General features: G+C 73.2%; 29 protein-coding genes. 14 read left to right on the plus strand and 15 right to left on the minus strand.

The window, feature by feature from the left end; genetic code table 11:
* Positions 1 to 44 precede the first annotated feature (44 nt).
* Positions 45 to 1,304 carry an alpha/beta hydrolase family protein gene (locus RM844_RS29940; RefSeq protein WP_311670568.1) on the minus strand — a complete coding sequence of 420 codons (1,260 nt, stop codon included), beginning with the start codon at positions 1,302 to 1,304 and terminating at the stop codon, positions 45 to 47.
* Positions 1,305 to 1,520: 216 nt separating this feature from the next.
* On the opposite strand from RM844_RS29940, the gene RM844_RS29945 reads away from it, so the two are divergent.
* Complete coding sequence (locus RM844_RS29945; RefSeq protein WP_311670569.1) at positions 1,521 to 1,976, plus strand: SUKH-3 domain-containing protein; 456 nt, start codon at positions 1,521 to 1,523, stop codon at positions 1,974 to 1,976.
* 34 nt (positions 1,977 to 2,010) lie between these two features.
* Here the strand turns inward: RM844_RS29945 and RM844_RS29950 are convergent, their stop codons facing one another.
* Together RM844_RS29950 and RM844_RS29955 are read right to left on the minus strand one after the other, a co-directional pair.
* The gene (locus RM844_RS29950; protein WP_311670570.1) at positions 2,011 to 2,217 is read right to left on the minus strand and encodes a DUF397 domain-containing protein; all 207 of its coding nucleotides are present in this window, start codon (positions 2,215 to 2,217) and stop codon (positions 2,011 to 2,013) included.
* Positions 2,214 to 3,008: a helix-turn-helix domain-containing protein gene (locus RM844_RS29955; protein WP_311670571.1), complete on the minus strand. Its 795-nt coding sequence runs from the start codon at positions 3,006 to 3,008 to the stop codon at positions 2,214 to 2,216. Before RM844_RS29955 ends, RM844_RS29950 begins: the two co-directional genes overlap by 4 nt.
* Positions 3,009 to 3,152: 144 nt before the next feature.
* Here RM844_RS29955 and RM844_RS29960 point away from each other — a divergent pair, with 144 nt between their 5' ends.
* Positions 3,153 to 3,524 (plus strand): hypothetical protein, encoded by a 372-nt coding sequence (locus RM844_RS29960; protein ID WP_311670572.1) that lies wholly within the window; start codon positions 3,153 to 3,155, stop codon positions 3,522 to 3,524.
* 163 nt (positions 3,525 to 3,687) lie between these two features.
* On the opposite strand, the gene RM844_RS29965 is transcribed toward RM844_RS29960, so the two are convergent.
* The gene (locus RM844_RS29965) at positions 3,688 to 4,095 is read right to left on the minus strand and encodes a RidA family protein (protein ID WP_311670573.1); all 408 of its coding nucleotides are present in this window, start codon (positions 4,093 to 4,095) and stop codon (positions 3,688 to 3,690) included.
* Between the two features lie 126 nt (positions 4,096 to 4,221).
* On the opposite strand from RM844_RS29965, the gene RM844_RS29970 reads away from it, so the two are divergent.
* Both RM844_RS29970 and RM844_RS29975 read left to right on the plus strand, forming a co-directional pair.
* On the plus strand, positions 4,222 to 4,602 hold the full coding sequence (locus RM844_RS29970) for a winged helix-turn-helix transcriptional regulator (RefSeq protein WP_311670574.1): 381 nt from the start codon (positions 4,222 to 4,224) through the stop codon (positions 4,600 to 4,602).
* A 314-nt stretch (positions 4,603 to 4,916) separates the two neighbouring features.
* Positions 4,917 to 5,972 carry a glutathione S-transferase family protein gene (locus RM844_RS29975; protein ID WP_311670575.1) on the plus strand — a complete coding sequence of 352 codons (1,056 nt, stop codon included), beginning with the start codon at positions 4,917 to 4,919 and terminating at the stop codon, positions 5,970 to 5,972.
* A gap of 117 nt (positions 5,973 to 6,089) precedes the next feature.
* Here RM844_RS29975 and RM844_RS29980 read toward each other — a convergent pair whose 3' ends face one another.
* Positions 6,090 to 6,251 carry a hypothetical protein gene (locus RM844_RS29980; RefSeq protein WP_311670576.1) on the minus strand — a complete coding sequence of 54 codons (162 nt, stop codon included), beginning with the start codon at positions 6,249 to 6,251 and terminating at the stop codon, positions 6,090 to 6,092.
* Between the two features lie 676 nt (positions 6,252 to 6,927).
* Here RM844_RS29980 and RM844_RS29985 point away from each other — a divergent pair.
* The 3 genes from RM844_RS29985 (at position 6,928) to RM844_RS29995 (ending at position 10,225) form a co-directional block, all read left to right on the plus strand.
* Positions 6,928 to 8,202, plus strand: a complete 1,275-nt coding sequence (locus tag RM844_RS29985) for a hypothetical protein (protein ID WP_311670577.1) — start codon at positions 6,928 to 6,930, stop codon at positions 8,200 to 8,202.
* A gap of 122 nt (positions 8,203 to 8,324) precedes the next feature.
* Positions 8,325 to 8,834, plus strand: coding sequence for a SigE family RNA polymerase sigma factor (locus RM844_RS29990; protein ID WP_311670578.1), 510 nt, complete (start codon positions 8,325 to 8,327; stop codon positions 8,832 to 8,834).
* Positions 8,835 to 8,857: 23 nt separating this feature from the next.
* A complete protein-coding gene (locus RM844_RS29995) occupies positions 8,858 to 10,225 on the plus strand; it encodes a hypothetical protein (protein ID WP_311670579.1) in 1,368 nt (455 codons plus the stop codon).
* A gap of 60 nt (positions 10,226 to 10,285) precedes the next feature.
* Here the strand turns inward: RM844_RS29995 and RM844_RS30000 are convergent, their stop codons facing one another.
* The gene (locus RM844_RS30000) at positions 10,286 to 10,846 is read right to left on the minus strand and encodes a DinB family protein (RefSeq protein WP_311670580.1); all 561 of its coding nucleotides are present in this window, start codon (positions 10,844 to 10,846) and stop codon (positions 10,286 to 10,288) included.
* Between the two features lie 147 nt (positions 10,847 to 10,993).
* Between RM844_RS30000 and RM844_RS30005 the strand changes: the two genes are divergently transcribed.
* Both RM844_RS30005 and RM844_RS30010 read left to right on the plus strand, forming a co-directional pair.
* Positions 10,994 to 11,962 carry a helix-turn-helix transcriptional regulator gene (locus tag RM844_RS30005; protein WP_311670581.1) on the plus strand — a complete coding sequence of 323 codons (969 nt, stop codon included), beginning with the start codon at positions 10,994 to 10,996 and terminating at the stop codon, positions 11,960 to 11,962.
* 293 nt (positions 11,963 to 12,255) lie between these two features.
* On the plus strand, positions 12,256 to 12,474 hold the full coding sequence (locus tag RM844_RS30010; RefSeq protein WP_311670582.1) for a hypothetical protein: 219 nt from the start codon (positions 12,256 to 12,258) through the stop codon (positions 12,472 to 12,474).
* Between the two features lie 72 nt (positions 12,475 to 12,546).
* Here the strand turns inward: RM844_RS30010 and RM844_RS30015 are convergent, their stop codons facing one another.
* Positions 12,547 to 12,990 carry a hypothetical protein gene (locus RM844_RS30015; protein WP_311670583.1) on the minus strand — a complete coding sequence of 148 codons (444 nt, stop codon included), beginning with the start codon at positions 12,988 to 12,990 and terminating at the stop codon, positions 12,547 to 12,549.
* A 246-nt stretch (positions 12,991 to 13,236) separates the two neighbouring features.
* On the opposite strand from RM844_RS30015, the gene RM844_RS30020 reads away from it, so the two are divergent.
* Positions 13,237 to 14,361 (plus strand): serine hydrolase domain-containing protein, encoded by a 1,125-nt coding sequence (locus RM844_RS30020; protein WP_311670584.1) that lies wholly within the window; start codon positions 13,237 to 13,239, stop codon positions 14,359 to 14,361.
* An 87-nt stretch (positions 14,362 to 14,448) separates the two neighbouring features.
* Here RM844_RS30020 and RM844_RS30025 read toward each other — a convergent pair whose 3' ends face one another.
* The 3 genes from RM844_RS30025 to RM844_RS30035 form a co-directional block, all read right to left on the minus strand.
* Positions 14,449 to 14,652, minus strand: a complete 204-nt coding sequence (locus RM844_RS30025; protein ID WP_311670585.1) for a cold-shock protein — start codon at positions 14,650 to 14,652, stop codon at positions 14,449 to 14,451.
* A gap of 371 nt (positions 14,653 to 15,023) precedes the next feature.
* Positions 15,024 to 15,539, minus strand: coding sequence for a hypothetical protein (locus RM844_RS30030; protein ID WP_311670586.1), 516 nt, complete (start codon positions 15,537 to 15,539; stop codon positions 15,024 to 15,026).
* Positions 15,536 to 17,290: a sensor histidine kinase gene (locus tag RM844_RS30035; RefSeq protein ID WP_311670587.1), complete on the minus strand. Its 1,755-nt coding sequence runs from the start codon at positions 17,288 to 17,290 to the stop codon at positions 15,536 to 15,538. Before RM844_RS30035 ends, RM844_RS30030 begins: the two co-directional genes overlap by 4 nt.
* 212 nt (positions 17,291 to 17,502) lie before the next feature.
* On the opposite strand from RM844_RS30035, the gene RM844_RS30040 reads away from it, so the two are divergent.
* The gene (locus tag RM844_RS30040) at positions 17,503 to 18,162 is read left to right on the plus strand and encodes a response regulator transcription factor (RefSeq protein WP_311670588.1); all 660 of its coding nucleotides are present in this window, start codon (positions 17,503 to 17,505) and stop codon (positions 18,160 to 18,162) included.
* A gap of 15 nt (positions 18,163 to 18,177) precedes the next feature.
* Here the strand turns inward: RM844_RS30040 and RM844_RS30045 are convergent, their stop codons facing one another.
* Positions 18,178 to 18,573 carry a tautomerase family protein gene (locus tag RM844_RS30045; protein WP_311670589.1) on the minus strand — a complete coding sequence of 132 codons (396 nt, stop codon included), beginning with the start codon at positions 18,571 to 18,573 and terminating at the stop codon, positions 18,178 to 18,180.
* A gap of 49 nt (positions 18,574 to 18,622) precedes the next feature.
* Here RM844_RS30045 and RM844_RS30050 point away from each other — a divergent pair, with 49 nt between their 5' ends.
* Positions 18,623 to 19,129: a MarR family transcriptional regulator gene (locus RM844_RS30050; protein WP_394814632.1), complete on the plus strand. Its 507-nt coding sequence runs from the start codon at positions 18,623 to 18,625 to the stop codon at positions 19,127 to 19,129.
* A gap of 30 nt (positions 19,130 to 19,159) precedes the next feature.
* On the opposite strand, the gene RM844_RS30055 is transcribed toward RM844_RS30050, so the two are convergent.
* The 3 genes from RM844_RS30055 to RM844_RS30065 form a co-directional block, all read right to left on the minus strand.
* A complete protein-coding gene (locus RM844_RS30055; protein ID WP_311670590.1) occupies positions 19,160 to 19,432 on the minus strand; it encodes a hypothetical protein in 273 nt (90 codons plus the stop codon).
* Positions 19,433 to 19,595: 163 nt separating this feature from the next.
* Positions 19,596 to 20,393 carry an ABC transporter permease gene (locus RM844_RS30060; RefSeq protein WP_311670591.1) on the minus strand — a complete coding sequence of 266 codons (798 nt, stop codon included), beginning with the start codon at positions 20,391 to 20,393 and terminating at the stop codon, positions 19,596 to 19,598.
* A 113-nt stretch (positions 20,394 to 20,506) separates the two neighbouring features.
* Complete coding sequence (locus tag RM844_RS30065) at positions 20,507 to 21,469, minus strand: ATP-binding cassette domain-containing protein (protein ID WP_311670592.1); 963 nt, start codon at positions 21,467 to 21,469, stop codon at positions 20,507 to 20,509.
* Between the two features lie 108 nt (positions 21,470 to 21,577).
* Here RM844_RS30065 and RM844_RS30070 point away from each other — a divergent pair, with 108 nt between their 5' ends.
* Positions 21,578 to 22,258, plus strand: coding sequence for a TetR/AcrR family transcriptional regulator (locus RM844_RS30070; protein ID WP_311670593.1), 681 nt, complete (start codon positions 21,578 to 21,580; stop codon positions 22,256 to 22,258).
* 115 nt (positions 22,259 to 22,373) lie between these two features.
* Positions 22,374 to 23,036, plus strand: a complete 663-nt coding sequence (locus RM844_RS30075) for a GNAT family N-acetyltransferase (protein WP_311670594.1) — start codon at positions 22,374 to 22,376, stop codon at positions 23,034 to 23,036.
* Positions 23,037 to 23,097: 61 nt separating this feature from the next.
* Here the strand turns inward: RM844_RS30075 and RM844_RS30080 are convergent, their stop codons facing one another.
* Positions 23,098 to 23,418 carry a hypothetical protein gene (locus RM844_RS30080; protein ID WP_311670595.1) on the minus strand — a complete coding sequence of 107 codons (321 nt, stop codon included), beginning with the start codon at positions 23,416 to 23,418 and terminating at the stop codon, positions 23,098 to 23,100.
* Positions 23,419 to 23,448: the final 30 nt, after the last annotated feature.

The following is a 23,448-nucleotide window of genomic DNA, read 5'->3' on the forward strand; positions in this document are numbered from 1 at the left end:
ATCGACCGGCCCGGCCGGTCAGCCCGGCCGGTCAGCCCGGCCGGTCAGCCCAGCCGGTCAAACCAGCGGATGATCTCCGGCACCGCCGCCACATGCGAGCCGATGTGCCGCGACCCGTCGTGCTCCACCGGGCCCAGGTCACGCACCCCGGGCCGCGCCCCGCCCGCGCGCAGCGCCGCCAGACAGGCCGCGGTGTTCTCGTTGACCGCCTGCTCGTCCCCGCCGGCCTGCCACAGCACCACCGGGACCCGGGGCCGCCAGTCCCGGCAGACGCTGTCCAACTCGGCCAGCGCTTGGGCCAGTTCACCTGACGGCGCGGCCAGCAACGCGTGGCCCTCCTCGGTCAGCAGCTCCGCCAGGGTGGCCGGCAGGCCCGCCATCACCTCCTGACCCGGGTGGTCACCGCTGAACAGCTCCGGCACCGTCTCCGCGTACGGCGCGCGGAAGACCTCCGCCGGCGAGGCGTACAGCTCGTGCAACCGGTCGTAGGCGACCAGCAGGTACGCGGTGTACGCCACCGCCCACTCCGGGGCGACGCGCCCGTCGAGCACCGCCGGCAGCTGCGAGGCGACGAAGTCGTACGCCCCGCTGACCGGCGCCAACGCGCCCAGCCTGAACCAGTCGTCCGCCCCCGCCTGGAGCGCCCGCCCCAGCCCCAACGCGGCCGACGCCCCCTGCGAGAACCCCGTCACCAGCACCTCCCGCCGCAGCTGCCGCCCCTCCCGGGGCGCGAACTCCCCAGCCGCGCGCAGCAGATCGAGCGAAGCGGTGGTCTCCGACGGCACGTCCATCCACGGGTGCGGCCCCGCGCCCAGCCCCAGCCCCAGGTAGTCGGGCGCCACCGTGGCGTAGCCGGCCGACGCGTAGGCGACGACCGGAGCCGTGGCGAACCCCCGGTGCACCGAGGGCGCCGCGTCCCGGTGCACCTCCGTGCCGTGCGCGTACGACACCACCGGCAGCCGGTGGCCGGCGGCCCGTGACGGCAGCGCCAACAGACCACTGGCCGTGGTCGGTTGACCGAACTCGTCCACCGTCCGGTAGACCAGCCGCCACGCCTCCACCCCGTACCGGGTGGCACCCGCGTCGAAGCCGTGCGCCGTCAACTCGGCCGCCGCCGCCCGCCCGTCGGGCAGCCCGAACACCCGCTCGGCGGCCACCAACGTGCCACGCCAGGCGTCACCCCGCTGCGTCCCGGTCCGCTCGCTGACACCGGCGGCCACCGCCGGTGCCGCCGCCGTCGCCAGCAGCACCCCGGCGACCGCCGCCGCCCCCACCCGCCTGCCGATCCGCCGCTTCCCACCCATGTCCGCCACTCCCCAGGTCGGCCGTTGCCTTCTCCTCCCACCCTGGGCGCGGTGGCGCCGCGACGCAGTGGCCCCAGAAGGCGTCCCGGGGTGGGGAGAACCCCCCGACAACGTGGTGGTGCTGGACCACTCCCGCCGGCGGCGACACAAACCGTTCGCGCCGTGCCGGCCCGGCCTGGCAGCCTGCCAACGTCATCCGTCGGAGGAGGAGTTGGCGTGGACGGCAGCACTGCACGGCAGTGGAGCGAGGGGACGGACCGGACGCTGCGCGTGTTGGGCTGGTACCCCGGCCGCGCGGTCGACACCGACGCCTGGGAGGAACTGCTCTGCGGACGTGGCACCTTCCCCCGCCCGCACCCGGCGGCCCGCCGCTTCATCGCCGAGTTCGGCGGGCTGGCCTCCGCCGGAGACCGCGCCGAAGTCCCGCTGACGCGGTTCGACTTCCAGCTCGACCCGGCCCTGGCGGAGTGGGACGAGGAGATCTTCGAAGTGCTCAGTGAGTGGGCCGACGCCGAACTCTTCCCCATCGGGATGATCGCGCGCCGCAACGTCTACCTGGGCATGGCCCAGGACGGCGCGGTCTGGGCGGGCATGGACGCGGTGGACAAGTTCGCCGACAGCCCGGACCTCACGATCGAGAAACTGATCGCGCCCTACCGAGCCGACAGCTGAGCGGTGACCTCGGCCGTGGTCGGAGAGGGGCTCGTCAGCCCTTCACCAACACGAGGAAGCTGCCCCAGGCGGCGGCCGGAACCACAAGGGCGGGCCCGGCGGGGTTCTTGGAGTCGCGGACAGGGACGCCGGCGGGGTGGTTGTCCAGGACTTCCAGGCAATTCCCAGCGTCCGCGTTGCTGTGGGAAGACCGCCGCCAACCGTTTACGGCAGTGCTGTTGGGAATGATGCGGTTCGTCATGAGGTCTCGTGATCCTTCGCGATGGCCCTCATCAGGGCAAGGGAGTCTTCCTGGGGCAACGCATCGCCCAGGGTCAAATCGTAGGCGTTCTGGAGGCGCTCGACTACGGACGGGGAGTCGTGCAGCTTGCCGAAGATGTGGCCCTCGGTGTAAGCGCAGGGGGGCTGATCCTCGAACGACATCAACGTCAAGCTGCTGTGCATGAGCGGATATACATCGCTGCCGAGCGGCATCACGTGGGTTCTGATCCTTCCCGCTTCCGTGAGCGTTGCGATGTGCTCGATCTGCTCTGCGATCACTTCTGCCCCCCCGGCTGGGCGGCGGAGCGCCGCCTCGTCGAGGAGCACCCACAGTATGGGCGTGACAGGGTCTTGCAGCAGTTCAGAGCGCCCCACCCTTGCTACTACACGCCTGTCACGCTCCTCACCACTCACCGGAGGGAAGGCCGAGCCCAGGATGGCGCGTGCATAGCGTTCGGTCTGGAGCAACCCAGGGACCAGTGAGAAGGAGAATTCCCGAATCATGGTCGCCTGTTGCTGTAGCTGTCGGACCGGCTCGAAGTAGTCCGCGATCGCGATCTCGTCCCCACCGGGGAGGAACGTACTCAGTACATCCCCCGTGTTCAGGGCGCGGTCCAGGCGGCGGGCGTCCTCCCGGGATGGGATCCTGCGGCCGGCCTCGATGTGGGAGATGTGGGAGCGGGTCATGATCGCCCGGTTCGCCAGCTCTTGTTGGGTCAGGCCGGCGCCCTCGCGTTGGGCCTTCAACCACTCCCCATAGATGTTGCTCATTGTTGCCTCTCCTGCGACGGGGTCAATGTCACCCGCGACTCACTGGCGAGCCTAGAACCACTGGTCCCACGCTGTAAGCAGTTCGCTACACATCGGCCGCAACTGGCCGTTGGGTGGAAAGACATGCGAAGGGGAGTTCGATCGATGATCACTGTTGACCAGATGCCGGGGCGGTTGCTGCCGTGGAGCGATGATCGTGGTCGGCCCTGCTATCTGGTGGGCGGCGGGCAGGGGCGGGTCAGCCAGCTGGCGGACGCGACGGAGCGCAAGCAGCTGGCGTACGCCGAGGAACTGCTGGACGTGGCCGAGGAGGTGATCGGCAGCGGCGAGTACGAGGCGGAGGACCTGGACGATCTGGGCGGTTGCCTGGTCTTCGCGCTGCGCAACGTGCACCGGGTCGCGCGGAGCCGTGGCCAGCGGCTGGAGGCGTACCTCGTCCGGGAGCTGGCGGCGGCGGCTGACCCCGAGGAAGCAGAGGAAGAAGAGAAGGACCCGCGGCTCGCCGACGCTGAATGAGTCAGCACCCCCGCCCCGCTGGAGTCTCGGTCAACCCGAGGCCCCAGCGGGGTCGACGGGTGTAACGGCTCCCCACGATCGCTCGCTTCACCGCCCCGAAGGCCATCGACGCGGAGCCGCCGCGGCTCACCGGGCTCGCGTACCTGACCCCGCCGCCCACCGGTCAGTCGACGACCGCGGTGGCCTCGACCTCCACGAGGTGGTCCGGCACGTCAAGGGCCGCGACACCCAGCAGGGTCGCCGGCGCGACCGGGGAGACGCCCAGCCGGTCAGCGGCACGGGCCACCCCGGAAAGGAAGAGCGGCATCTGCTCCGGGGTCCAGTCCACTACATAGGCGGTCAGCTTCACCACGTTCGCGAAGGAGGCGCCGGCCTCGGCCAGCGCGGTGCCCACGTTGAGGTAGCAGCGTTCGACCTGGGCGGCCAGGTCACCGGCGCCGACCGTGGTGCCGGCCGCGTCCCAGGACACCTGGCCGGCGACGAAGACCAGCTTCGAGCCGGTGGCCACCGCCACCTGCCGGTAGGCGTCGATCCGGGGCAGGCCGGCCGGGTTCAGCAGGGTGATGGGCATGAGGGAAGCGCCTCCCGTCGGGCCGGGACCCGGCGCGGGCCCCGTGCTCTCTTGTGGTTACTTGAGAACGGTAGGAGAGTGGTCGCTGACGTGGAAGAACGCACTTTTAGGTGACTGGGGAACCAGATGGTGACCAAGCAGTTCGAGGGCCTGCCCGCCGACGCGGACCTGACCCGGGCCGACTCGTTGGCGCGCGAGATCTTCTCCGACATCGCCAACAAGTGGGCACTCCTGATCATCGGCGCGCTCGACGAACGGACACTCCGCTTCGGCGAGTTGCGCGGGGAGATCGACGGGATCAGCCACAAGATGCTGACCCAGAACCTCCGCATGCTGGAACGCAACGGCCTGGTCCGGCGGACCGTGCACCCCACCGTGCCGCCACGCGTCGAGTACACGCTCACCGACCCCGGCCGGGCCCTGCTGGGCACCGTGGCGGGGATGTGCGACTGGACCCAGCGCCACCTCGGCCAGATCGAGGCCGCCCGCCGGGACTTCGCCTCCTGACCGGCCGACCGGCCCGGCGCCCCGGGGGGTTGGTTTCGGCCGGGCCGGCCGTTCGGTTGACGGCCGGGTGGCCGGAACCCGGCCCCGGCACACCGCCGGCACCCACCAGGCCGGACGCGCCCATAAGCCGCACCCGCCGCCCCGACCAGCCGCTTTCCGACCCATCCCCGCCCCGGGCACGGGCCGGCGCACCCACCAACTTCGGCCGTCCTGCCGGCACCGGCCGCCGGCCGGGCGTGCCGGGCCCCACCCGGCGGGCAGGGATGCTCTGATCGGAAGACAGCAGCGGTAGGCGACGACACGAGGGACACGCGATGGCCGAGAGTGGTTCGGGCGACGGGGCCGCGGACGAGGCGACGGCGCCGCAGGAGCTGGGCGAGGGCAACACCGAGTACGGCCGGAAGAAGTTCAAGCGCTCCAGGAGCCACTTCGCCGACCGCATCACCGCGGCCGGCGAGGACGGTTGGCCGGTGGCCGCCGGCCGGTACCGGCTGGTGGTCAGCCGCGCCTGCCCGTGGGCCAGCCGGGTGCTGATCTCCCGGCGGCTGCTGGGCCTGGAGTCCGCGCTGTCCGTCGGCGTGGTGGACCCCATCCAGGACGACCGCAGTTGGCGGTTCACCCTGGACCCGGACGGGCGCGACCCGGTGCTCGGCATCCGCTTCCTGCACGAGGCGTACGACGCGCGCGAGACGGGGTACCCCGGCGGGGTCAGCGTGCCGGCCATCGTCGACATCCCCAGCGGGCTGCTGGTGACCAACGACTTCGCGCAGATGACGCTGGACCTGGCCACCGAGTGGACCGCGCTGCACCGGCCCGGCGCCCCCGACCTCTACCCGGAGCGGCTGCGCGACGAGATCGACGAGGTCTCCGAAGGGATCTACCGCGACGTCAACAACGGCGTCTACCGGTCCGGCTTCGCCACCAGCCAGGAGGAACACGAGGCGGCCTACGCGGACGTCTTCCACCGGCTCGACCAGCTCTCCGAACGCCTCAGCGAACGCCGCTACCTGGTCGGCGACCACATCACCGAGGCCGACATCCGGCTCTTCACCACGCTGGTGCGGTTCGACGCCGTCTACCACGGCCACTTCAAGTGCAACCGCAACAAGCTGGCCGAGGACCCGGTGCTGTGGGGGTACGTCCGCGACCTTTACCAGACGCCGGGCTTCGGCGACACCGTCGACTTCGACCACATCAAGCAGCACTACTACCGGGTGCACACCGGGATCAACCCGACCGGCATCGTGCCGGCCGGACCCGACCTGTCGGGGTGGACCACGCCACACCACCGCGAACAGCTCGGCGGCACCCCCTTCGCCCCCGACGCGACCCCGCCGGGCCCGCCCCCGGCCGACGAGGTCATCGCCTAGCCAGCCCACCGCACGGGCCGCCCGGCTACCACCCCGCCCCGGGCGGCCGCCCCGCCCCGTACCCGCGCTGCCCCGGCTCCCCAGGCCCCGGCCGCCCGTACCCCTGCGGCGGGTGGCTCAGGTCGGCGAGGAAGTGGGCGAACTCGTCCTTCCAGAGCGGCTCCACATGTAGCTCTTTCTGGAGCGCCACCAGCCGGGAAAGCGCACCCGGAACTCGGCCTCGGCCAGCGCCGTCCACCGCACGTCCCGCACCCGCGCGGCGAACTCCGAGCGGGGCACGACTCGTCGCACCCTCCTGACGCGCTGGGAGAGCCTGGTGTGCGCAGCAGCAGGACGTGGCCATCGGTGAGCGCGATCGTGTAGTGCCGTTCGGTGACGAGGTCGTAGAGCTCCACGACCCAGGAGAAGAGCGCGGCCCAGCCCAGCACGCCCCGGACACCGCCGGACTCCGCCTGGTAGCTCACCCGTATTCGCTCGCCGGGCAGGCTCCGGGCGACCTGGAACGCCACCTCCCGAGCGATGCCCTCCTTGTTCGGACCCATCGGGCCGCCTCCCCGGGGCAGTCGACGTGGCCGGATCCCGGGTGGGGACCGGCAAGGGGCGGCCGCGATCTCCCCATCGGGACCGCCGGTACCGCATCGTAATCGAACAAACACAGTTGGCGAAGGGTGTTCTGGCTCGAACAGGCGCCGGCGCGCGCCGGCCAGCGGAGAACCCGCGTTGAGCGCTCCCGGTGGCCCGCCCGCGACCTCGCGGGCGCCGTGCACGCCCGACCCGACGCCCCGTCAACTCCCGCTTCGCGCCTCCCCAGAAAAAAACTTCGCGACTTCTGCGACATCCCCCGGTGGCCACCGCATCGATATGAGTGACGGGGCGAGAGGCCCCGGGGGGACGCGCTCGTCGGAGGGCTCGCGGGCCCGCGCCGATGAGAGCCGAAGAGGGAGAGAGCAGAGAGATGAGCAAGCAGGAAGACACCGTGCGGAACGCTTCGTCCAAGCGCCGGCTTGGCCTGCTGGCCGCCGTGGCGACGGCGGGTGTGACCGCGATGGCGGTGGCCGTGCCCAGCCACGCCGCTTCGGAGGCGGAGGAGGCGGGCGAGGCGCCGCGGGTGAGCGAGGTCCCGCAGACGGGGGAGGAGCTGATCGAGGCGCTCACGGGCCTGCTGCCCGAGGGGTTGGAGATCGGCGAGGCCGAGGGCGAGGGGCTCGACGCGGGCCCGGACGTCTACGCCTCGCTGCTGGCGGCGGACGACTCCGGCGGCACCTCGATCGACCTGAGCGTCTCCCGCTGGGCGACGGACGACTGGCGGGACATCGCCGGCTGCCAGGGCTTCGGCGAGCCACGGGAGGGCTTCAGCTGCGAGCAGACGGAGCTGCCCGACGGCTCCATCCTCTCCCTGGTCACCGAGGAGTACATCGAGGAGGGCGACCCGGAGGAGGGCTTCGAGCCCTACCACGGCAAGGACTGGTCGGTCTGGCTGGAGGGCCCCGGAGGGGAGGGCCTTGACGAGCCGGGCGGTCGCGCGGTGGTGGTCGGCGCTTCCAAGGACCTGACGGACGTGGCGGACCCGGACGCCTACGTCCCGCCGGTTGACATCGAGCAGCTCGCCGAGGTCGCCCAGGCCCCGGTCTGGCAGGCCCTGTTGGACGAGGCCGACGCGCGGTACGGCGCGCCAGAGGAGTGGGTGGAGGAGCCCGCCAGCGACATCCCGGCGGCCGAGCTGCGCGACGCCTTCCGGTCCCTGGCCCCCGAGGGGCTGGAGATCACCGACGGCACGGACGACGAGCCCGGCCGGGCCACCGTACTGGTGGACAAGGGCGCGGGCGCCGGTCTGGTGGAGATCACCGCCTTCGGCGGCGCGCAGTTCGAGGAGCCGTCGGAGCTGCCCGCGGACATAGCGGAGCTGGCCGGTCCGGCCTCGGAGGCGCTGCCGCCCACCGACGAGGGTGGCATCCCCGGTCCCGCGGCGCCGGCCGACCCGCTGTGCGACGAGACCGAGTTGGCCGACGGCAGCTGGCTGACCGTCTGCGACTGGCCGGCCAGCGCCGACGACCCGATCGCGATGAACTGGGCCGCGATCACCTACCCGGACGGCACCTCGGTCGACATCACGGCCTACAACGTGACCGACTGGGAGGGCTCCGAGCCCACCGGCACGGACGCGGTGCTGAGCGGGACCGAGCTGGCTGAGATCGTGGTCGCCGACGAGTGGCGCGCGCTCTTCAGCTGACCCGTGCGGTAGCTGACCAGCATCGGTGACGCCGCCCGCGCGGCGGCGTCACCGATGCGACCATCCGAATCCGGGCGCTCTTCGGGGCGTCGGGGAAGCAGAGCCACTGTCAGGGGGGCGTGATGAGGCGGCGGGACGACGAGACCTTTCGCCAATTCGCCGAGAGCCGCAGCTCGGCGCTATACCGTGCGGCGTGTCTGATGACCAGCGGTGACACCCATCTCGCCGAGGATCTGGTGCAGGAGACCCTCGGCCGCATGTACACCGTGTGGAATCGCAGACGCTGCATCGACAACCCGGACGCCTACGCGAAGAAGGTCCTGGTGCGGGTCTATCTCACCTATCGCAGACGGCGGAGCAGCCATGAACAGCCCGCCTCCTGGCTTCCCGACACGCCCGTTGAGATAGGGGACTCGACGCTCCGGATCACCCTCCTCCAGGCCCTCGGCAACCTCCCATACAAGGACCGTGCCGTGGTGGTCATGCGCTTCCTGGACGACATGAGCATCGAACAGACGGCGGCGGCGATGCGCATGACCTCCAGCGCTGTCCGCTCCCGATCCAGTCGCGCCATGGCCAAACTCAGAGCCGAGCTGGGCCAGACCGGCTTCGCAGAACTCACCACCGCCTGAGACCGGCGGAAGGGGGACTCGACATGACGAACGAGCCACACCACACAGACGATCTCACCCCGCTGGAACGCGACCTCGCCGCCATGCTCCGGCAGGCCAGCAGCGGCTACCAGCCCACTCCGGGGCAGCTGGTCGAGGGCGGCCTGCGGCGCGGCCGGGCCAGGTTGTGGCGGCGCCGCGCCGCATCCGTGACGGGCGCCGTCGCCGTCGCCGGCATCGTCGTGGCCACCCAACTCCCCGGCGGCGGGGGCAAGAACGGCGGGCCGGCCGAGCGGTCGGGGCCGGTCGCGGCGAGCGGCCCCGCGTTCGAGTCCGAGCTGGAGCGGAGCCTCAGCGGGCTGCTGCCCGCGGAGGCCCAGGAGGCCGAGGTGTTGGCCTGGGCCCCCGAGGGGACGGACACCCCCCTCGTCTCCGTCGACTTCCGGGTGGGCGAGGCCGAGTACACCCTGGACGTGGCGCTGACCCGGTGGACCGCCGCCGTCTGGGGGGACTACCAGGGATGCCTCGACGTCGACCTGGCCTCGGCCCAGCTCTGCGAGGACGAGGAGCTGCCCGACGGCTCGGTGCGGTCCTTCGCGGAGTGGACAGCAGGCGGGATCGCCGAGAGCGGATCCCCGGGCGACGAGACCGAACCGGAGCCGGGGGCCGAGCCAGGCCCGGGAGTTGACCCGGAGGCGACGGACGACACGACGCAGCGGGATGACTACGCCTGGATGGGCGAGGACTCGGGCCGCAACTGGGACGCCTGGCTGGTGTCGCCCACCAGTTGGGGTCCCGGTGAGGAGGGGGTGCGGCAGGTCGCCGTCAGTCTCTATCTCGGCGACGCCACGCAGCTGCCCGCCGGTGCGGAGCCGGTCCTCAACGAGGCCGAGTTGTTCGCGATCGCGGAAGCCCCGGTCTGGCAGCGGTACCTGGACCGGATCGACGCCCAGCAGGGCGTGCCGACCATGGACGACGAGTACGCGGCGGAGGACGAGGTCGAGCCGGCCGCCATCGTGGACACTCTGCGGGCGTTGTCCCCGGACGGCCTGTCGATCCTCGCCGGGCGGAACAACGTCCCGGGCAGCGCCACCGTCCTGATAGACGACGGGGTCAACATCGCCGAGGTCTACGTCACCACGTACCCGCCCGCGTCCTTCGACGAAGACGCGCAGCCCGAGAGCACGTCCGAGTGCGAGCCCGAAACCATAGACGGCTTCGCCACCTTCGTCGTCTGCCCGGAGCCGGGCCTGCCGGGCCTGCCAAGCTCCCTCTACGCCGACGTCTACTACCCGGACGGGGCGTCGATCGACATCCTCCAGACCACCCTCAACGGGAACGAAAGCCCGTTGACCCAGGAGCAGTTCCGGGAGATCGCCCTCGCCCCCGAGTGGCGCGAGCTGCTGGGATAGCCGCCGTGCCCGCTACCTGGCCCACCGGCGGGGGCAGGTAGCGGGCCATCGGTCACCCCCTCAGCCCATGCTCTTCGCGCCGTCCAGGGACTCCCGGATGATGTCGGCATGACCGGCGTGCTGCGCGGACTCGGCGATGATGTGCAGCACCGTGCGGCGGGCCGACCAGCGGGCGCCGCTCTCGAACCACGGGGCGTTCGGCAGCGGGTGGTCGAGGTCCAGGCTCTCCAGAGTGGCGACCAGTTCGTCCGTGCGGCGGGCCGTCTCGGCGTACTCGGCCAGCACCCCCGCCAGCGTCTCCTCCGGCAACAACCGGAACTCGTCGGCCCGGCTGGCCCAGTCCTCCTCCGTCATATCGCTGAAGTCGCCCAGCGCGGACGGGCCTTGCTGGATGAAGTCCACCCAGCCGCGTTCGATCGCGGTCACGTGCTTGATCAGGCCCCCCAGGCACAGCTCGCTCGCGGTGGTCCGCTGCCTGGCCTGGTCGTCGCTCAGTTCACGCGTGGTGAACCGCAGGAAGTGGCGCTGCTGGGCCAGCGCCGCCAGGAGGTCCGCCCGCTCACCGGTAGCCACCGGCGCCTCGGGGCCCGCGTCGACAGAGGTCAGCTCCTGCACACTCATGATCTCGTCCTTCCACGCATTGATCGGTTTCGTCCCGTTTCCAGCGGGTCTACGGCCAGCGTAAGATCGATTGCGGCCACTTCCTGACCGCAAAAGGTGGGGCCCGCGGGTTGGATCTTGGGCCACGAGCGCGACCGGGGGTGCCCGATGGCCAACACCAGCAGCAGGACGCTGCGCCTACTCTCGCTGCTCCAGGAGCACCGCTACTGGCCCGGCGACGAGCTGGCCGACCGGCTGGGCGTCTCGCCCCGCACCCTGCGCCGGGACGTGGACCGGCTACGGGAGTTGGGCTACCCGGTGGAGGCCCGCCGGGGCGTCGCCGGCGGCTACCAACTCGCGGCGGGTGCCGCACTGCCCCCACTGGTGATCGACGACGAGGAGGCGGTCGCCCTCGCGGTCGGCCTCCAGACGGCGGCCCAGGGCGCGGTGGACGGCCTGGCCGAGTCCTCGGTGCGGGTGCTGGCCAAGGTGGTGCGGGTGATGCCGGCGCGGCTGCGGCGCCGGGTGGAGGCGCTGCGCACCATGACCGAGGCGGTGGGCATGGCCGGCACCGGCACCGCCGGCGTGGACCCCGGCGCGCTGACCACGGTGGCGCTGGGCTGCCGGGACGGCGAGCGGCTCGCCTTCACCTACACGGCGGCCGACGCCCGCCGCACCGAACGGCGCGTCGAGCCGCACCGGTTGGTCTGCCTCGGCCGTCGCTGGTACCTGGTCGCCTACGACCTGGACCGCGCCGACTGGCGCACCTTCCGGGTGGACCGGCTCTCCCAACCCCGGGCCACGGGCGGCCGGTTCCGGCCCCGCGAGCTGCCCGCCGCGGACGCCGCCGCGTTCGTGCGCGCTCGGCTGGGCGCCCTGCCCCGCCCGCACCGCGTGGAGATCCTGGTCAACGCGCCCGCGGCGACCGTCCGCCGGCGGGTGGGCCGGTGGTGCGAGGTCGAGGAGATCACCGAGGAGCGCTGCCGGGTGCTGATGACCGTGGACTCCCTGGACTGGCCGGTGGCGCTGCTGGGCGCCCTGGACGCGGACTTCCGGATCGTCCAGCCGCCCGAACTGGTCGACCGGATGCGCCGGCTGATCACCCACTTCGACCAAGGCACGTCCCCCGCCGAGTAACCAGCCACCGGCTCACGCGGCGCGCTCACCGCGCTCTCCGGGACGGCCGGCGGGCCCGTCCCGCCGCGCATCGAGCCGGCACCAGCGGGCTCCGGGCCGGTCGGTCGCGACCGGCGGCCGGACTCGGCCACGTCCACGGCCAAGTGGACAGCGGCACCGGCCAACGCCGGTCGGTCGCGACCAGCCCGGCCCCTTCGGCTCGTTCCGGACGGTCGCCCTGGCCGCCGCCCGAGGCGTTGCTCCAGCGTGTCGCGTGCCACGCGGCCCCCGGCGGCCCGGCCGGACGGGCGGCGTTGGCCGCCACCATCGGGCAACTGGCCCTGCCCCCGCCCGCGTCGGCGGCCGGGGTCGATGAGAGCTGGCGGCTGCGCTCGCTCCATGTCGAGCGGCCCGATCGGGTCCGGCTGCGGGCCGGGGCGTTCCGGGCGCCCGGCCGGCCCGTCGTGGCCGGTAGGCCGGCGGACCCGCGCGGGTTCGCGCTACGCGGCGCCGAGGTGACCACCGGCCGCTGAATGCCGCTGAATGCCGCTGAATGCCGCTGACGGCCGCACACCGGCCGTGCGGCGGACGCGAGTTCGGCTAGTTCACCGGTCGCCCGGGTGGCGGGTGATGGTGTCGTCGGTGAGGCCGTGCAGGGCGAAGACCGCCCGGCGCTGTTCCTCCACCGTGACGACCTGGTCGGGGGCGGCCGGCGCGAAGATGTCGACCGCCTCCGCGTGGCGCACCTCCCGGGTCGCCGGCGTGAACGGGAAGACCTGGTGGCCGCCCGCCTGCCGTTCCATGCCGGAGGAGGTCACGTCGCCCCGCGCGCCCTGGCAGCAGAGCAACAGGCCGTCGGCCTCCAGGTCCAGGCGCAGCTGCAGCAGGGCGGCGAACAGGTCGGTGGCTGGATAGCTGGCCGGGTCCGGGTCCGTGCCGCGCCACACCCGCACCACGTAGGGCGGCGCGCTCGGGTAGTCGAGGACCAGGGTCTCGGAGGAGCTGTCCGCGCGCACCGCGTCCAGTGTCACCCGTCGTCGTCGCGTCATCTGCTCCCCCTCCGGCGTCCGTTCGGCCAGCGTACGTGGACCGGGCGGGGCCGGCGGGGCGTTGGCCGGTGGGTGGGGGTGGCGGCAGGTCCCGGGTGGGTGGGGACAGGTGCACCCCGGGATATGGGTGGGACGCCCCGTGTGCCGGCCGGCGCCAGCCGAGATGCTCTAGGTGTCCGCCAGGGCGCTTCGCAGCGTCGAACTCCCTGGTGGCGCCCACCGGTTCGAGATCCCAGGAGTCATCCCATGACGCGTTGCCGCCTCACCACCGCCGTGCTGCTCGCCTCCGCACTGGTCGGGGTGACCGTCCCGACCGCGACGGCCGGCGGCAGCGACCGAAGCGCGGCGGCGGACGCCGTGCAGGAGCGGCTGGACGTGCTGGTGGAGGAGGACGGGGTGCCGGGCGTGCTGGCGCACGGGGACGCCGGGACCCGCACCGCCGGCACCGCGGACCTGGTCGCCCAGACGCCGATGCCCGGGGCCGACGGGCAGGTCCGGATCGCCAGCAACACCAAGGCGTTCACCGCGACCGCCGTGATGCGGCTGGTCGCCGACGGCCAGCTTCGACTGAACGACCGGGCCGGGGAGTTCGTGCCGCGGCTCGCCGACTCGACGGTGACGGTGCGGCAGTTGCTCAACCAGACCAGCGGACTGCCCGAGCACGTGCAGCTGATGGACTGGTCCGCCGTCGGCACCCCCGCCGAGGAGCTGCTGGCGCTGGCCCTCACCCAGGAGCCGGCCTTCGCGCCGGGCACCGACTGGGGCTACTCGAACACCAACTACCTGGTGCTCGGCATGATCATTGACGAGGTGACCGGGGAGGACTTCCGCACCTACGTCGAGTCCACGATCCTGGACCCGCTGGGCCTGGACGACACCTACTGGCCGGAGGTCGGTGAGCTGGAGCTGCGCGGTCCGCACGCCCGCAACTACGGCGTCAGCCCGGTCGATCCGGCGGCGGGGACGACGGACGTGACGGAGCTGCCGGGCTACGAGTTCGGCGCCGCCGGCGGCCTGGTGTCCACCCCGGAGGACCTCAACACGTTCTGGAGCGCGCTGCTGGACGACGGCGAGCTGCTGCCGTGGTGGGCCGTGTGGCTGATGACGCACGACACCACCGACGTCGGGGGCCGCGACCTCTACCCGGCGGACACCCGCTACGGCTACGGCCTCACCCGCTACGCGCTGAGCTGCGGCGGCTCCTACTGGGGCCACGGCGGCGACCTGCCGGGCAACACCGTGGTCGGCGGCCACTCCGTGGCCCGGGACGAGACGGTCACCGTCTACGGCACGACCGTGGCGGCCGACCCGGAGGTCAGGGGGCAGCTGCTCGACGTGGTGGACGCCGCGTTCTGCGCGGACGGGCGCTGAGCCGGCCGGGCGGACCCGGGAAGCGGAACGCGGCCGGGCCCGCACCCTCGAAGGGGTGCGGGCCCGGCCGTGAACGTGTGCCGCGAATCAGGCGGGAACGATGTTCTCCGCCGTCGGGCCCTTCTGGCCCTGCGCGATGTCGAAGGTCACCTGCTGGCCCTCGCGAAGCTCGCGGAAGCCCTGCCCGGCGATGTTGGAGTAGTGGGCGAAGACGTCGGGGCCGCCGCCCTCCTGCTCGATGAAGCCGAAGCCCTTTTCGGAGTTGAACCACTTCACGGTGCCACTGGCCATGATTAATTCCTTTGGAGTGCGTTACATCGGCGCCCGCACCGCGCGGACACCGTGTCGCGTAATGATCGTCCCGCCGGAAAAACCGGAACCACAGAAATACCAGCGAATGTGAAGCCCGCTGAGGACATCGGAAGCTTTGGGAACCACAACTGCAACTGGAACCGACACTAGCACGCCGCCGAAGTTTCCCGAAGGGGGCGAATGTCTCGCTCGTCCCGTTCCGGCCCCGGCGTGTCCGGCGCGGGGTCAGGGGCCGGTCGGGCCGCTTCCCTGGCGCGAGGGGCCGGGTTTCCCGGTGCGAAGACCCGTGCGCCGGTCGGACCGGGGGGCGGGGGCCGCGACCGGCGACGGGCCGCCGTCGCCGAGGTGGGTCAGGCGTCGTCCTGCCGGTCCGCCGCCGGGGTGCCGCGCCGGCGGCCGGACCGCCAGCGGCTCACCGCCCAGGTGCCGCCGACGACCAGGCCGATCGCGGCGACCCGGCTCGCCTCGTGGTAGGTCGTCGCCGGGATGTCCGGGCTCCCCGGCAGGTCGAGGTAGGTCCACAGGGCGAAGCCGGCGGCGGAGGCGATCAGGCCGAGCGCCCCGACCGGCCCGAGATCGCCCCACCAGGGCGACGTGAACTCGTCCAGCACGCCGCCGACGCCGTCCGCGTCCTCCGCGTCCTCCGCGTCGTCCTCGCCCTTCTTGTTCCCCTTGCTCTTCCCGTCCCCCTTGTTCTCCCTGCCGTCCCGGCGCCGCTTCCGGCCCCGGGCCGGGCCCGGTGGCGGGTGCGGGAGGTCCCGTTCGTCGGCCGGGTCGGCCTCCCGCCAGTTGGTCGGTTCGCTGGAGCAATGAGTCCCGGCGGCGCGCTGGGCGGTGCCGGGCGGCCTGCGGAGGGTCTTGGTCACAGGTCCACCTCGTAGCTCAGCTTCTCCACCAGCGCGCCGTCCTCGAAGCAGAACCGGTAGACGGCGGAGCGGCTGAAGTCGTCGGGCTGCTCGGTCGACATCAGCACCAGGCACTCGGCGCCCGCCGGCTTCTCCGGGCCCTCGTTCTGGTAGTCCTCGATCAGGAACGAGGTGCCCGGCAGCCGGTCCCGCACGGACTCCTCGTCGTCGCCTATCTCGACCGCCTCGTAGACGGACGGCTTGATCGAGGCGCTCTCCAGCTCCCAGTAGGCCCAGGCGAACAGCGCGCCGACGCTCACCACGATGAACAGGGCCGCGCCGCAGCCGATCGCGATCCCCTTTTTCTTCCTGCGTCCCATGGCTCTGCCGATCTCTTCCTGCCGCGCCGGCGATCCGGCCCAGTCGATGACCGTGCCACCCTCGCGTTCCGGGGCCGTCGGACGCTGTCCCCGAAAGTCGCCCGCCGCGTCGACGAAAGGCGCCGCGACGGAGCGTCCGACCGGCCCGGCGTCGCCGGCCACCTCCCCCGTGCCAGCCCCCGCGCCCGCGGTCGGCGGGGACCCGTACGGCAGCATCCCGGCGACCCGGAAGCCGCCCTCCTGGGTGTGGCCGGTGTGCACCATGCCGCCGACCAGCCGCGCGCGTTCCGCCAGCCCGGTCAGCCCCTGCCCGCCGCTCACCACCGGCCCGGCGGCGGCCAACGCCTCCGGCGAGGCCGGCCCGTTGGCGATCTCGACCACCAACGCGTCTGGCTCGAAACGGAGTTCGACGGTGACGGGCGCGCCGGGCGCGTGTTTCAGCGCGTTGGTCAGCGCCTCCTGGGTGATCCGGTAGGCGGCCTGCTCGCCGGCCGGCGCCAACGGCCGCGGCGTGCCGTCCCGGCGCAGTGCGACGGTGGCCCCGGCGTCCCGGGAGGCGGCCACCAGCTCGTCGATGCCGGCCACCCCGCGCGGCACCGTCCGGTCGTCGCCCCGGTGGCCCGCGTCGGGCGCGTCGTCCTCGTGCAACAGGCCCACCGCGTCCCGCAGTTCCTGGAGCGCCGTGGCGGAGGCGGAGCGCAGCACGGCGACCCGCTCCCGTTGCGCGTCGGTCAGCGACGGATCGACCTCCAGCGCGCCGGTGTGCACGGTGATCAGCGCGAGCCGGTGGCCCAGGCTGTCGTGCATGTCCTGGGCGATGCGCTGCCGCTCGCGCAACCGGGCGTGTGAGCCGATCAGTTCGCGCTCCCGCAGCAGGCGCGCGTTGTGCTCGTGCAGCGCGTGCAGCAGGGTTTGGCGCTGGCCACGGTAGCGGCTGATGATGCCCGGCAGCGCGGTCGTGGTCAGGAACACCAGCACCCCGTACAGCGCGGACTGCGGACGCAGCGCGGTGGACGGGTCGGAGACCATGGTCAGCGCGGTGAAGAGGACCCCGGAGGTGGTGAAGGCCGCGACCGCGCGCCCCGGCGCGCGCACCCGCCAGCCCGCCGACCAGCCGGCCACCAGCAGCACCAGCCAGAAGCCGCCGTACAGCGCGGTCGCCGCGCCGGCGGCGGCCAGCACGCTCGCCGGGTGCCGCCGCCGCAGCAGGGTGAGCGCGACGGCCGCCAGGCCGCCGCCGATCATCGCCAGGGCCCCGTGTTGTCCCAGGCCGGCGATCGCCACCAGCGTCGTCACCGCGGTCAGGGACCCCTCGACGGCGACCCCCCGCACCGTCCAGGGCTTGCCCCCGGCCGCGTCCGCACCGGTGGTCGTCTCTCTCGTCACGTTCACCCGCCCACGGTAGGACCCGCCGGTCGGCCGGGCGGTCGACGTTCGGCTAGGCCGGCAACGACCAACGGATGACCCCGGCTTGGGCGGCGGGGCCGGCCGGGGCCCGGCGGTGTCGGCTCGCGTAGGGTGAGCGCGCGGCCGCCAATGGTCCCCGGACGACCCGGTGTTCGGCCGCCTTGCCGGGTACCGCCGCCAGCCTGTGATGGAGTGCTGTGATCAGGGTCCTCGTCGCGGACGACGAGCCGCTCATCCGGGCGGGCATCAGGATGATCCTCGCCTCCGCCGACGACATCGACGTGGTGGCGGAGGCCGAGAACGGCCGGCAGGCCGTCGATCTGGCCAGGTCACACGCGGTGGACGTGGCGGTGCTCGACATCCGGATGCCGGTGCTGGACGGGCTGTCCGCACTGGCCGAACTGCGGCGGGTCGCGCCGGCGGTGCGGGCGCTGGTGCTGACCACCTTCGGCGAGCGGGAGAACGTGCTGCGCGCGCTGGGCCACGGCGGCGCCGGCTTCCTGCTGAAGGACGCGGCGCCCGGGGAGCTGATCCGGGCGGTCCGCGCCGCGGCGGCCGGCGACGCGTTCCTGTCGCCCGGCGCCACCCGGCACGTCGTCGACTCGCTGGCCGCGAACGCCGCCGGCGCCCAGCGCGAGCGGGCCAGGAAACGGCTGGAGGCCCTGACCGAGCGCGAGTTGGAGGTGCTGGCGCTGCTCGGCGAGGGCCTGTCCAACGCCGACGCCGGCAGGCGCATCCATGTCAGCGAGGCGACGGTCAAGACCTACGTCAGCCGCATCCTGATGAAGCTGGAGTGCGAGAACCGGGTCCAGGCGGCGCTGCTCGCCCGGGACGCGGGCCTCGGCAGCGACGCCTGACGCGCCCGAGCGGGCTCAGCGTGGGTCCTGGACGCTGAACAGCACGCCGCCGACGGCGGACCGGTCGTCGGCCACCCCGACCAGCGTGACGGCGGTGTCGGCCCGGACGTCCTCGCCGAGCACGCCGACCACCGCGTCCGTGAGGCCGGCGGCCAGCCGTGGCGCGGCGTCCGGCACCAGGGTGAAGATCCCGGCGCGGCTGCGGAGTTCGACCGCCGGGGGTGGGACGGTGCCGAGCTGGCCGCCGACCGCGAACCGCGCGGTGGGCAGCGCGTGGAAGGCGATCACGACCAGCGGGCGGGCCCAGTCGCCGTAGACGGCGACGACGGCGTCGGTGAGGGCCGTGGCGAGACGCTGGTCCGTCGTGTCGTCCAGCAGTTCCTCGGCGAGCGTGACGGTGCAGTGCGGCATACTGCCTCCTGTTTCCCGTGCGAGCAAAATAGATTTGGAAGCAAACATAATGCCTGTCTCGCCCCCCGTCCAGCCGGACCCCGCGCACCCCGTCGGCGCCGCCGACGGCGGCGAACTCGACGCCGCCGTCCGCACCCTGCTGCTGGTGATGCCGCGCGCCGTCGGGCGGATCAAGCGGATGGAAGTCCCCGAGGAACTCCGCGAGATGGCGCTGGCCCCCCGCCACCTGTCGCTGCTCTCGTTCCTGCTCCTCGACGGCCCGATGACGGTCCGCGACCTCGCCGACCGGCTTGAGGTGGCGCCGACCACGGCGAGCCTGCTGGTCGGCGAGCTGAGCCGGAAGGGCGTGCTGGACCGGCGGGAGGACGACCACGACCGACGCCGGCGCATCGTCAGCGTCCCGGCGGAGAAGCGGGCCACGCTGGAACGCTGGCTCTCCCCTGGCGCCCGCGCCTGGCGCGCCGCGCTCGCCCCCATGACACGGGCCGAACGGGCCGCCGTCGTCCGGGCGTTCACCGCCTACGAGGCGGCGCTGGGCGAGGTGACCGGGGACTGACGGCCGGGCCCCGGCCAGGTCAACCGGCGCCTAACGCGGCCAGGTTCGGTCGCGCAGCCGGCGGGCGATCTCCCGGTCCTCGGCCAGGGCACTCACCCGCACCGGGTCGCGGGTGCCGTCCAACACCACCACCCACAGCACGTCGCCGGGCAGCGGCGGCGCCGAACCGGACCGCCAGCCCGGCGACTTGGCCTGGTCCACCAGCCCGGGCACCCCACCGGGCAACGTCACCAGCACGCCCCACGGCACGACGTCCCGCACCGTGGCCGGCAACTCCCGGTGTTCGACGACCCGTTCCCGCATCCCCCGCGTCCCTCCCGGGCGCCACCGGCCCCGTCGCCCCGCCATCGTGCCCCCGTGCCCCCGTGTCCGCGTGCCCCCGTGCCCCCGTGTCCTCGTGTCCTCGTGTCCCCGGGCCCCGACAACGGTGCCCGACTCTCCCAAGTCCGGGCCCGCCGGCCCTCGTTCACTCCGGCTTGGCGAAGCGCCGGGCCGTGAGGGGGACGAAGACCAGCACCAGCGCCACCGACCAGAGCACCGTCGCCAGGACGGGATGGCTCAGCGGAAGCGGCCCGGCGGGCACCGACGCGTTGCCGAAGAGCACCCGTGCCGCGGTGATCGCGGCGCTGAACGGGTTCCACTCGGCCAGTGTCCGCAAGCCCGACGGCATGCCGTCGGTCGGCACGAACGCGTTGGAGAGCATCACCAACGCGAAGGCCAGCGGCGCGAGTTGCTGGACGGTCTCGATGGAGCGGAGCGCCAGTCCGAGGAAGACCCCGGCCCAGGTCAGGCCGTAGCCGAAGAGCAGGAGCAGGGCGAAGCCGGCCAGCGCGGACGCCGGCCCGTCCTCGACGCGCCAGCCGATGGCCAGGCCGAGCAGCGCCATCGCGGCCAGTGAGATCACCGAGAGCAGCAGCTGGCTGCCGGCCAGGCCGAACGGGACGGCGACCCGCCGCATCGGCAGCGACCTGAGCCGTTCGGTGACGCCGTTCCGGGCGTCCAGGGCGGTCGTGCCGGCGGTCAGCACCGCGCCGGTCGCGGCGACCAGCACGAACACCGCCGGCACCAGCTGCTTCCGGTAGTCCGTGGCCGAGCCGTCGCTGAGCGCGGTGCCGAAGACGTAGCCGAACATGGCGATCATGCCGAGCGGCGCGGCCAGGCTCGCCGCGATCACCGACGGGTCGCGGCGGAGGGCGAGGAGGTTGCGGTGGACGATGACGAGGCCGTCGGTCCACCACCGGCGGCGCCGCGCGGCGGGCGCCACCCCGGGTGGCCGGCCGGCCCGCCCCGTGCCGGGCTTCTGTCCCGTGCCGGGCTTTGGTTCCGTGCCGGGCTTCTGTCCCGTGCCGGGCTTCTGTCCCGTGCTGGCCGGGTCGTTCATGCCGGACCTCCGGTCAGGGCGAGGTAGGCCTCGTCGAGGGTGGGCTCGTGCAGGCCGATGTCGGCGACATCGACGCCGCCGTCGGTCAGCGCGGTGAGGAGGGAGGGCAGCGTGACGGTGCCGGCCGGCACCGAGCCGGTGACGCCGGTCTCCCTGCGGGCGGGGTCGGGCAGGCCGGTGACGCCGAGGCCGCGCAGCAGGTCGCAGGCCGTCGCGTGCGCCGCCGGGCTGGCGAGGGTGACGGTCAGCCGCAGCCCGGTCCGCCGTTTCAGCGCGCGCGGGGTGTCCTCGGCGATGACCCGGCCGGAGTCCAGCACCGCCACGCGCTCCGCGAGCTGGTCGGCCTCCTCCAGGTACTGGGTGGTCAACAGGACGGTGGTGCCGGCCGTGGCCAGCTCCCGCACGGTCTGCCAGATGGCGGCGCGGCTGTGCGGGTCGAGCCCGGTGGTGGGTTCGTCGAGGAAGAGCACCGCGGGGGCGAGCAGCAGGCTGGAGGCGATGTCGAGTCTGCGCCGCATGCCGCCGGAGTAGGCGCTGACCGGCCGGTCGGCCGCCTCCGCCAGGTCGTACCGGTCCAGCAGGTCGCCGGCGGTGCGGCGGGCCGCCGCCCGGGAGAGCCCGTGCAGCCGGCCGAAGACGAGGAGGTTCTCCCGCCCGCTGAGGCGCTGGTCGAGCGTGGTCTGCTGGGCGGTGACGCCGATCGTGGCCCGGACCTCGGCGGGCCGGGCGACGAGGTCGTGACCGCCGACCCAGGCGCGCCCCGAGGTGGGGGTGGCGAGGGTCGAGAGCAGGCGGATCAGCGTGGACTTGCCGGCGCCGTTGTGGCCCAGCAGCCCGAACACCGTGCCGGCCGGCACGGTGAGGTCGACGTGGTCGAGCGCCGTCCGGGCCTTGGTGCCCCGACCGTAGACTCTGGTGAGTTCCTCCGTACGGATTGCTGGCGCGGATGGTCCTGCCATGGCCACTCCTTCAGCGATCGCTGTTCGCAGTACGCGTGCCAGCCTACTGCGAACAGTGCACGCAGTATGCGCGGGGGTCGGACCGCGACGCGGAGGCGGAGAGGCGCTGTGACCACCGAGGTGATCTGGACGCGGGCCAGAGCCAGCAGAAAGGGACCGCGACCGGCACACAGCCTCGACGACATCGCCCGGGCGGCCGTGGCGCTGGCCGACGCCAAGGGCCTCGCCGCCGTGTCGATCCGCGCCGTCGCGGCCGAGCTGGGCGCGGGCGCCGCGTCGCTCTACCGGTACATCGCCAGCAAGACCGACCTCCACGACCTGATGGTCGACCGGGTCGCCGCCGAGTACGACCTGCCGGCCGAACCCACCGGCGACTGGGTCGCCGACCTCACCCTGGTCGCCGAACGCGGCCGCGCCGCCTACCGCCGACACCCCTGGGCCGCCCAGCTCAGCGCCGAGGCGTCCTGGGGGCCGCGCGTCCAGGACTACCTGGAGTTCCTGCTGGCCGCCCTCGAACCCACCGGGCTCGACATCCCCGAACGGGTCGACTTCGTCGCGCTGTTGAACAACTGGGTCGCCAACTTCGCCCAGCACGAGGGCCAGCCGCCGGACGGCGACGCGGCCGCCGCCAGGGCCGCCCACCTGGCCAGCATCGCCGCCGACCCCAGCCGCCCCCACCTCGCCGGCGCCATGGCCGCCCTCCTGCGGGCCGACCCCGCCGACGCCCACCCCGACCTGCTCTTCCGCCGCGGCCTCGACCGCCTCTTCCACGGCATCGCCCCCGGGTAACCCACCCCGCACCGCCCCGCGTCCTCGCCCCGACCGGCGCCAACGCCTTCGCCAACGCCCCGCCAACGCCTCCGGCGCGCGGCGGACGTTCCCCGCCACTCACTAGCCTGGCGCGATGCGACCGACCACGCTCGACGCCGGCTCCATACGGCTGCGCCCGTTCCGCGGCTCGGACATCGACTGGCTGTACCGGGTGTCCCTCGACCCCGGGCTGCGCCGGTACATCGACCTGCCGTCCCCCTACCGGCGATCGGACGCGGCGGACTTCGTCGAGCGCGTCACCGTCGAGGGCTGGGCCAACGGAACCCGCGCCGAGTTCCTGACCGAGGACGCCGCGACGGGATGCCGGCTGGGCCGGGTGGGCCTCCACCTGCGCGACGACCGGACCGCCGAGATCGGCTACTGGGCCGCCCCCGAGGCCCGGGCCCGCGGCGTCACCAGCGGCGCGGTCGCGGCGGTCTGCCGGTGGGCCTTCGCCGAGGCGGGCATCGACCTCATCGAATGGCGCGCCGAGGTCGGCAACCACGCCTCCCGTCGGGTGGCCGAGAAGGTCGGCTTCCACATCGAGGGAGTCCTCCGCCAACGCCTCCGCCACGGCACCGAACGCGCCGACGCCTGGGTCGGCTCCCTCCTCCCGGCCGAGGTCACCGCCCCGGCGCCCTCCAGGGGGAGTTGGCCCGAAACGGCGAGCGCCCAGCCGTGGCCGGCGTGGTGCGGGGAAACGGCCTCGTCAGACGCCACCGGGAGGACGACAGCGGCCGACGACGGCCCGTCGTAGAGCAGGGACACACGCCTGTGCGCCCGTCGGCGACGCCACCGGGGCTCCCCGGTGCGCGAACCTAGCCGAAGTACCGGACCACACCCGTGGGAGGGGCTCCGTTCCGGGACCACTGGTCCCTGAGGTGCACCGCTATGGGGGCGAACTCCGCGCGGCTGAACCGGATTCCCGCCCGCTCGACCGGCGTCTCGGCGTCGATGTCCCCGCTGTCGAGACACAGCCTGAAACCAGCGACGGGCGCCCCCTCGGGATCGGTCGCCACGATCTGCCGTGCGGCCGTATCGAGGACCAGATCGAACTCCCGCTCCCCGCCGTCGAGCACGACGCGATAGCGGTGTACGTCATCCGAGCCGCTGACGAGCCTGGCGTAGAACGACATCATGAGGGCTGCTTCCCGTCGTCGGAGCGAGCA

It is taken from the genome of Streptomyces chisholmiae (assembly GCF_031845445.1).
GTDB lineage: Bacteria > Actinomycetota > Actinomycetes > Streptomycetales > Streptomycetaceae > Streptomyces > Streptomyces chisholmiae.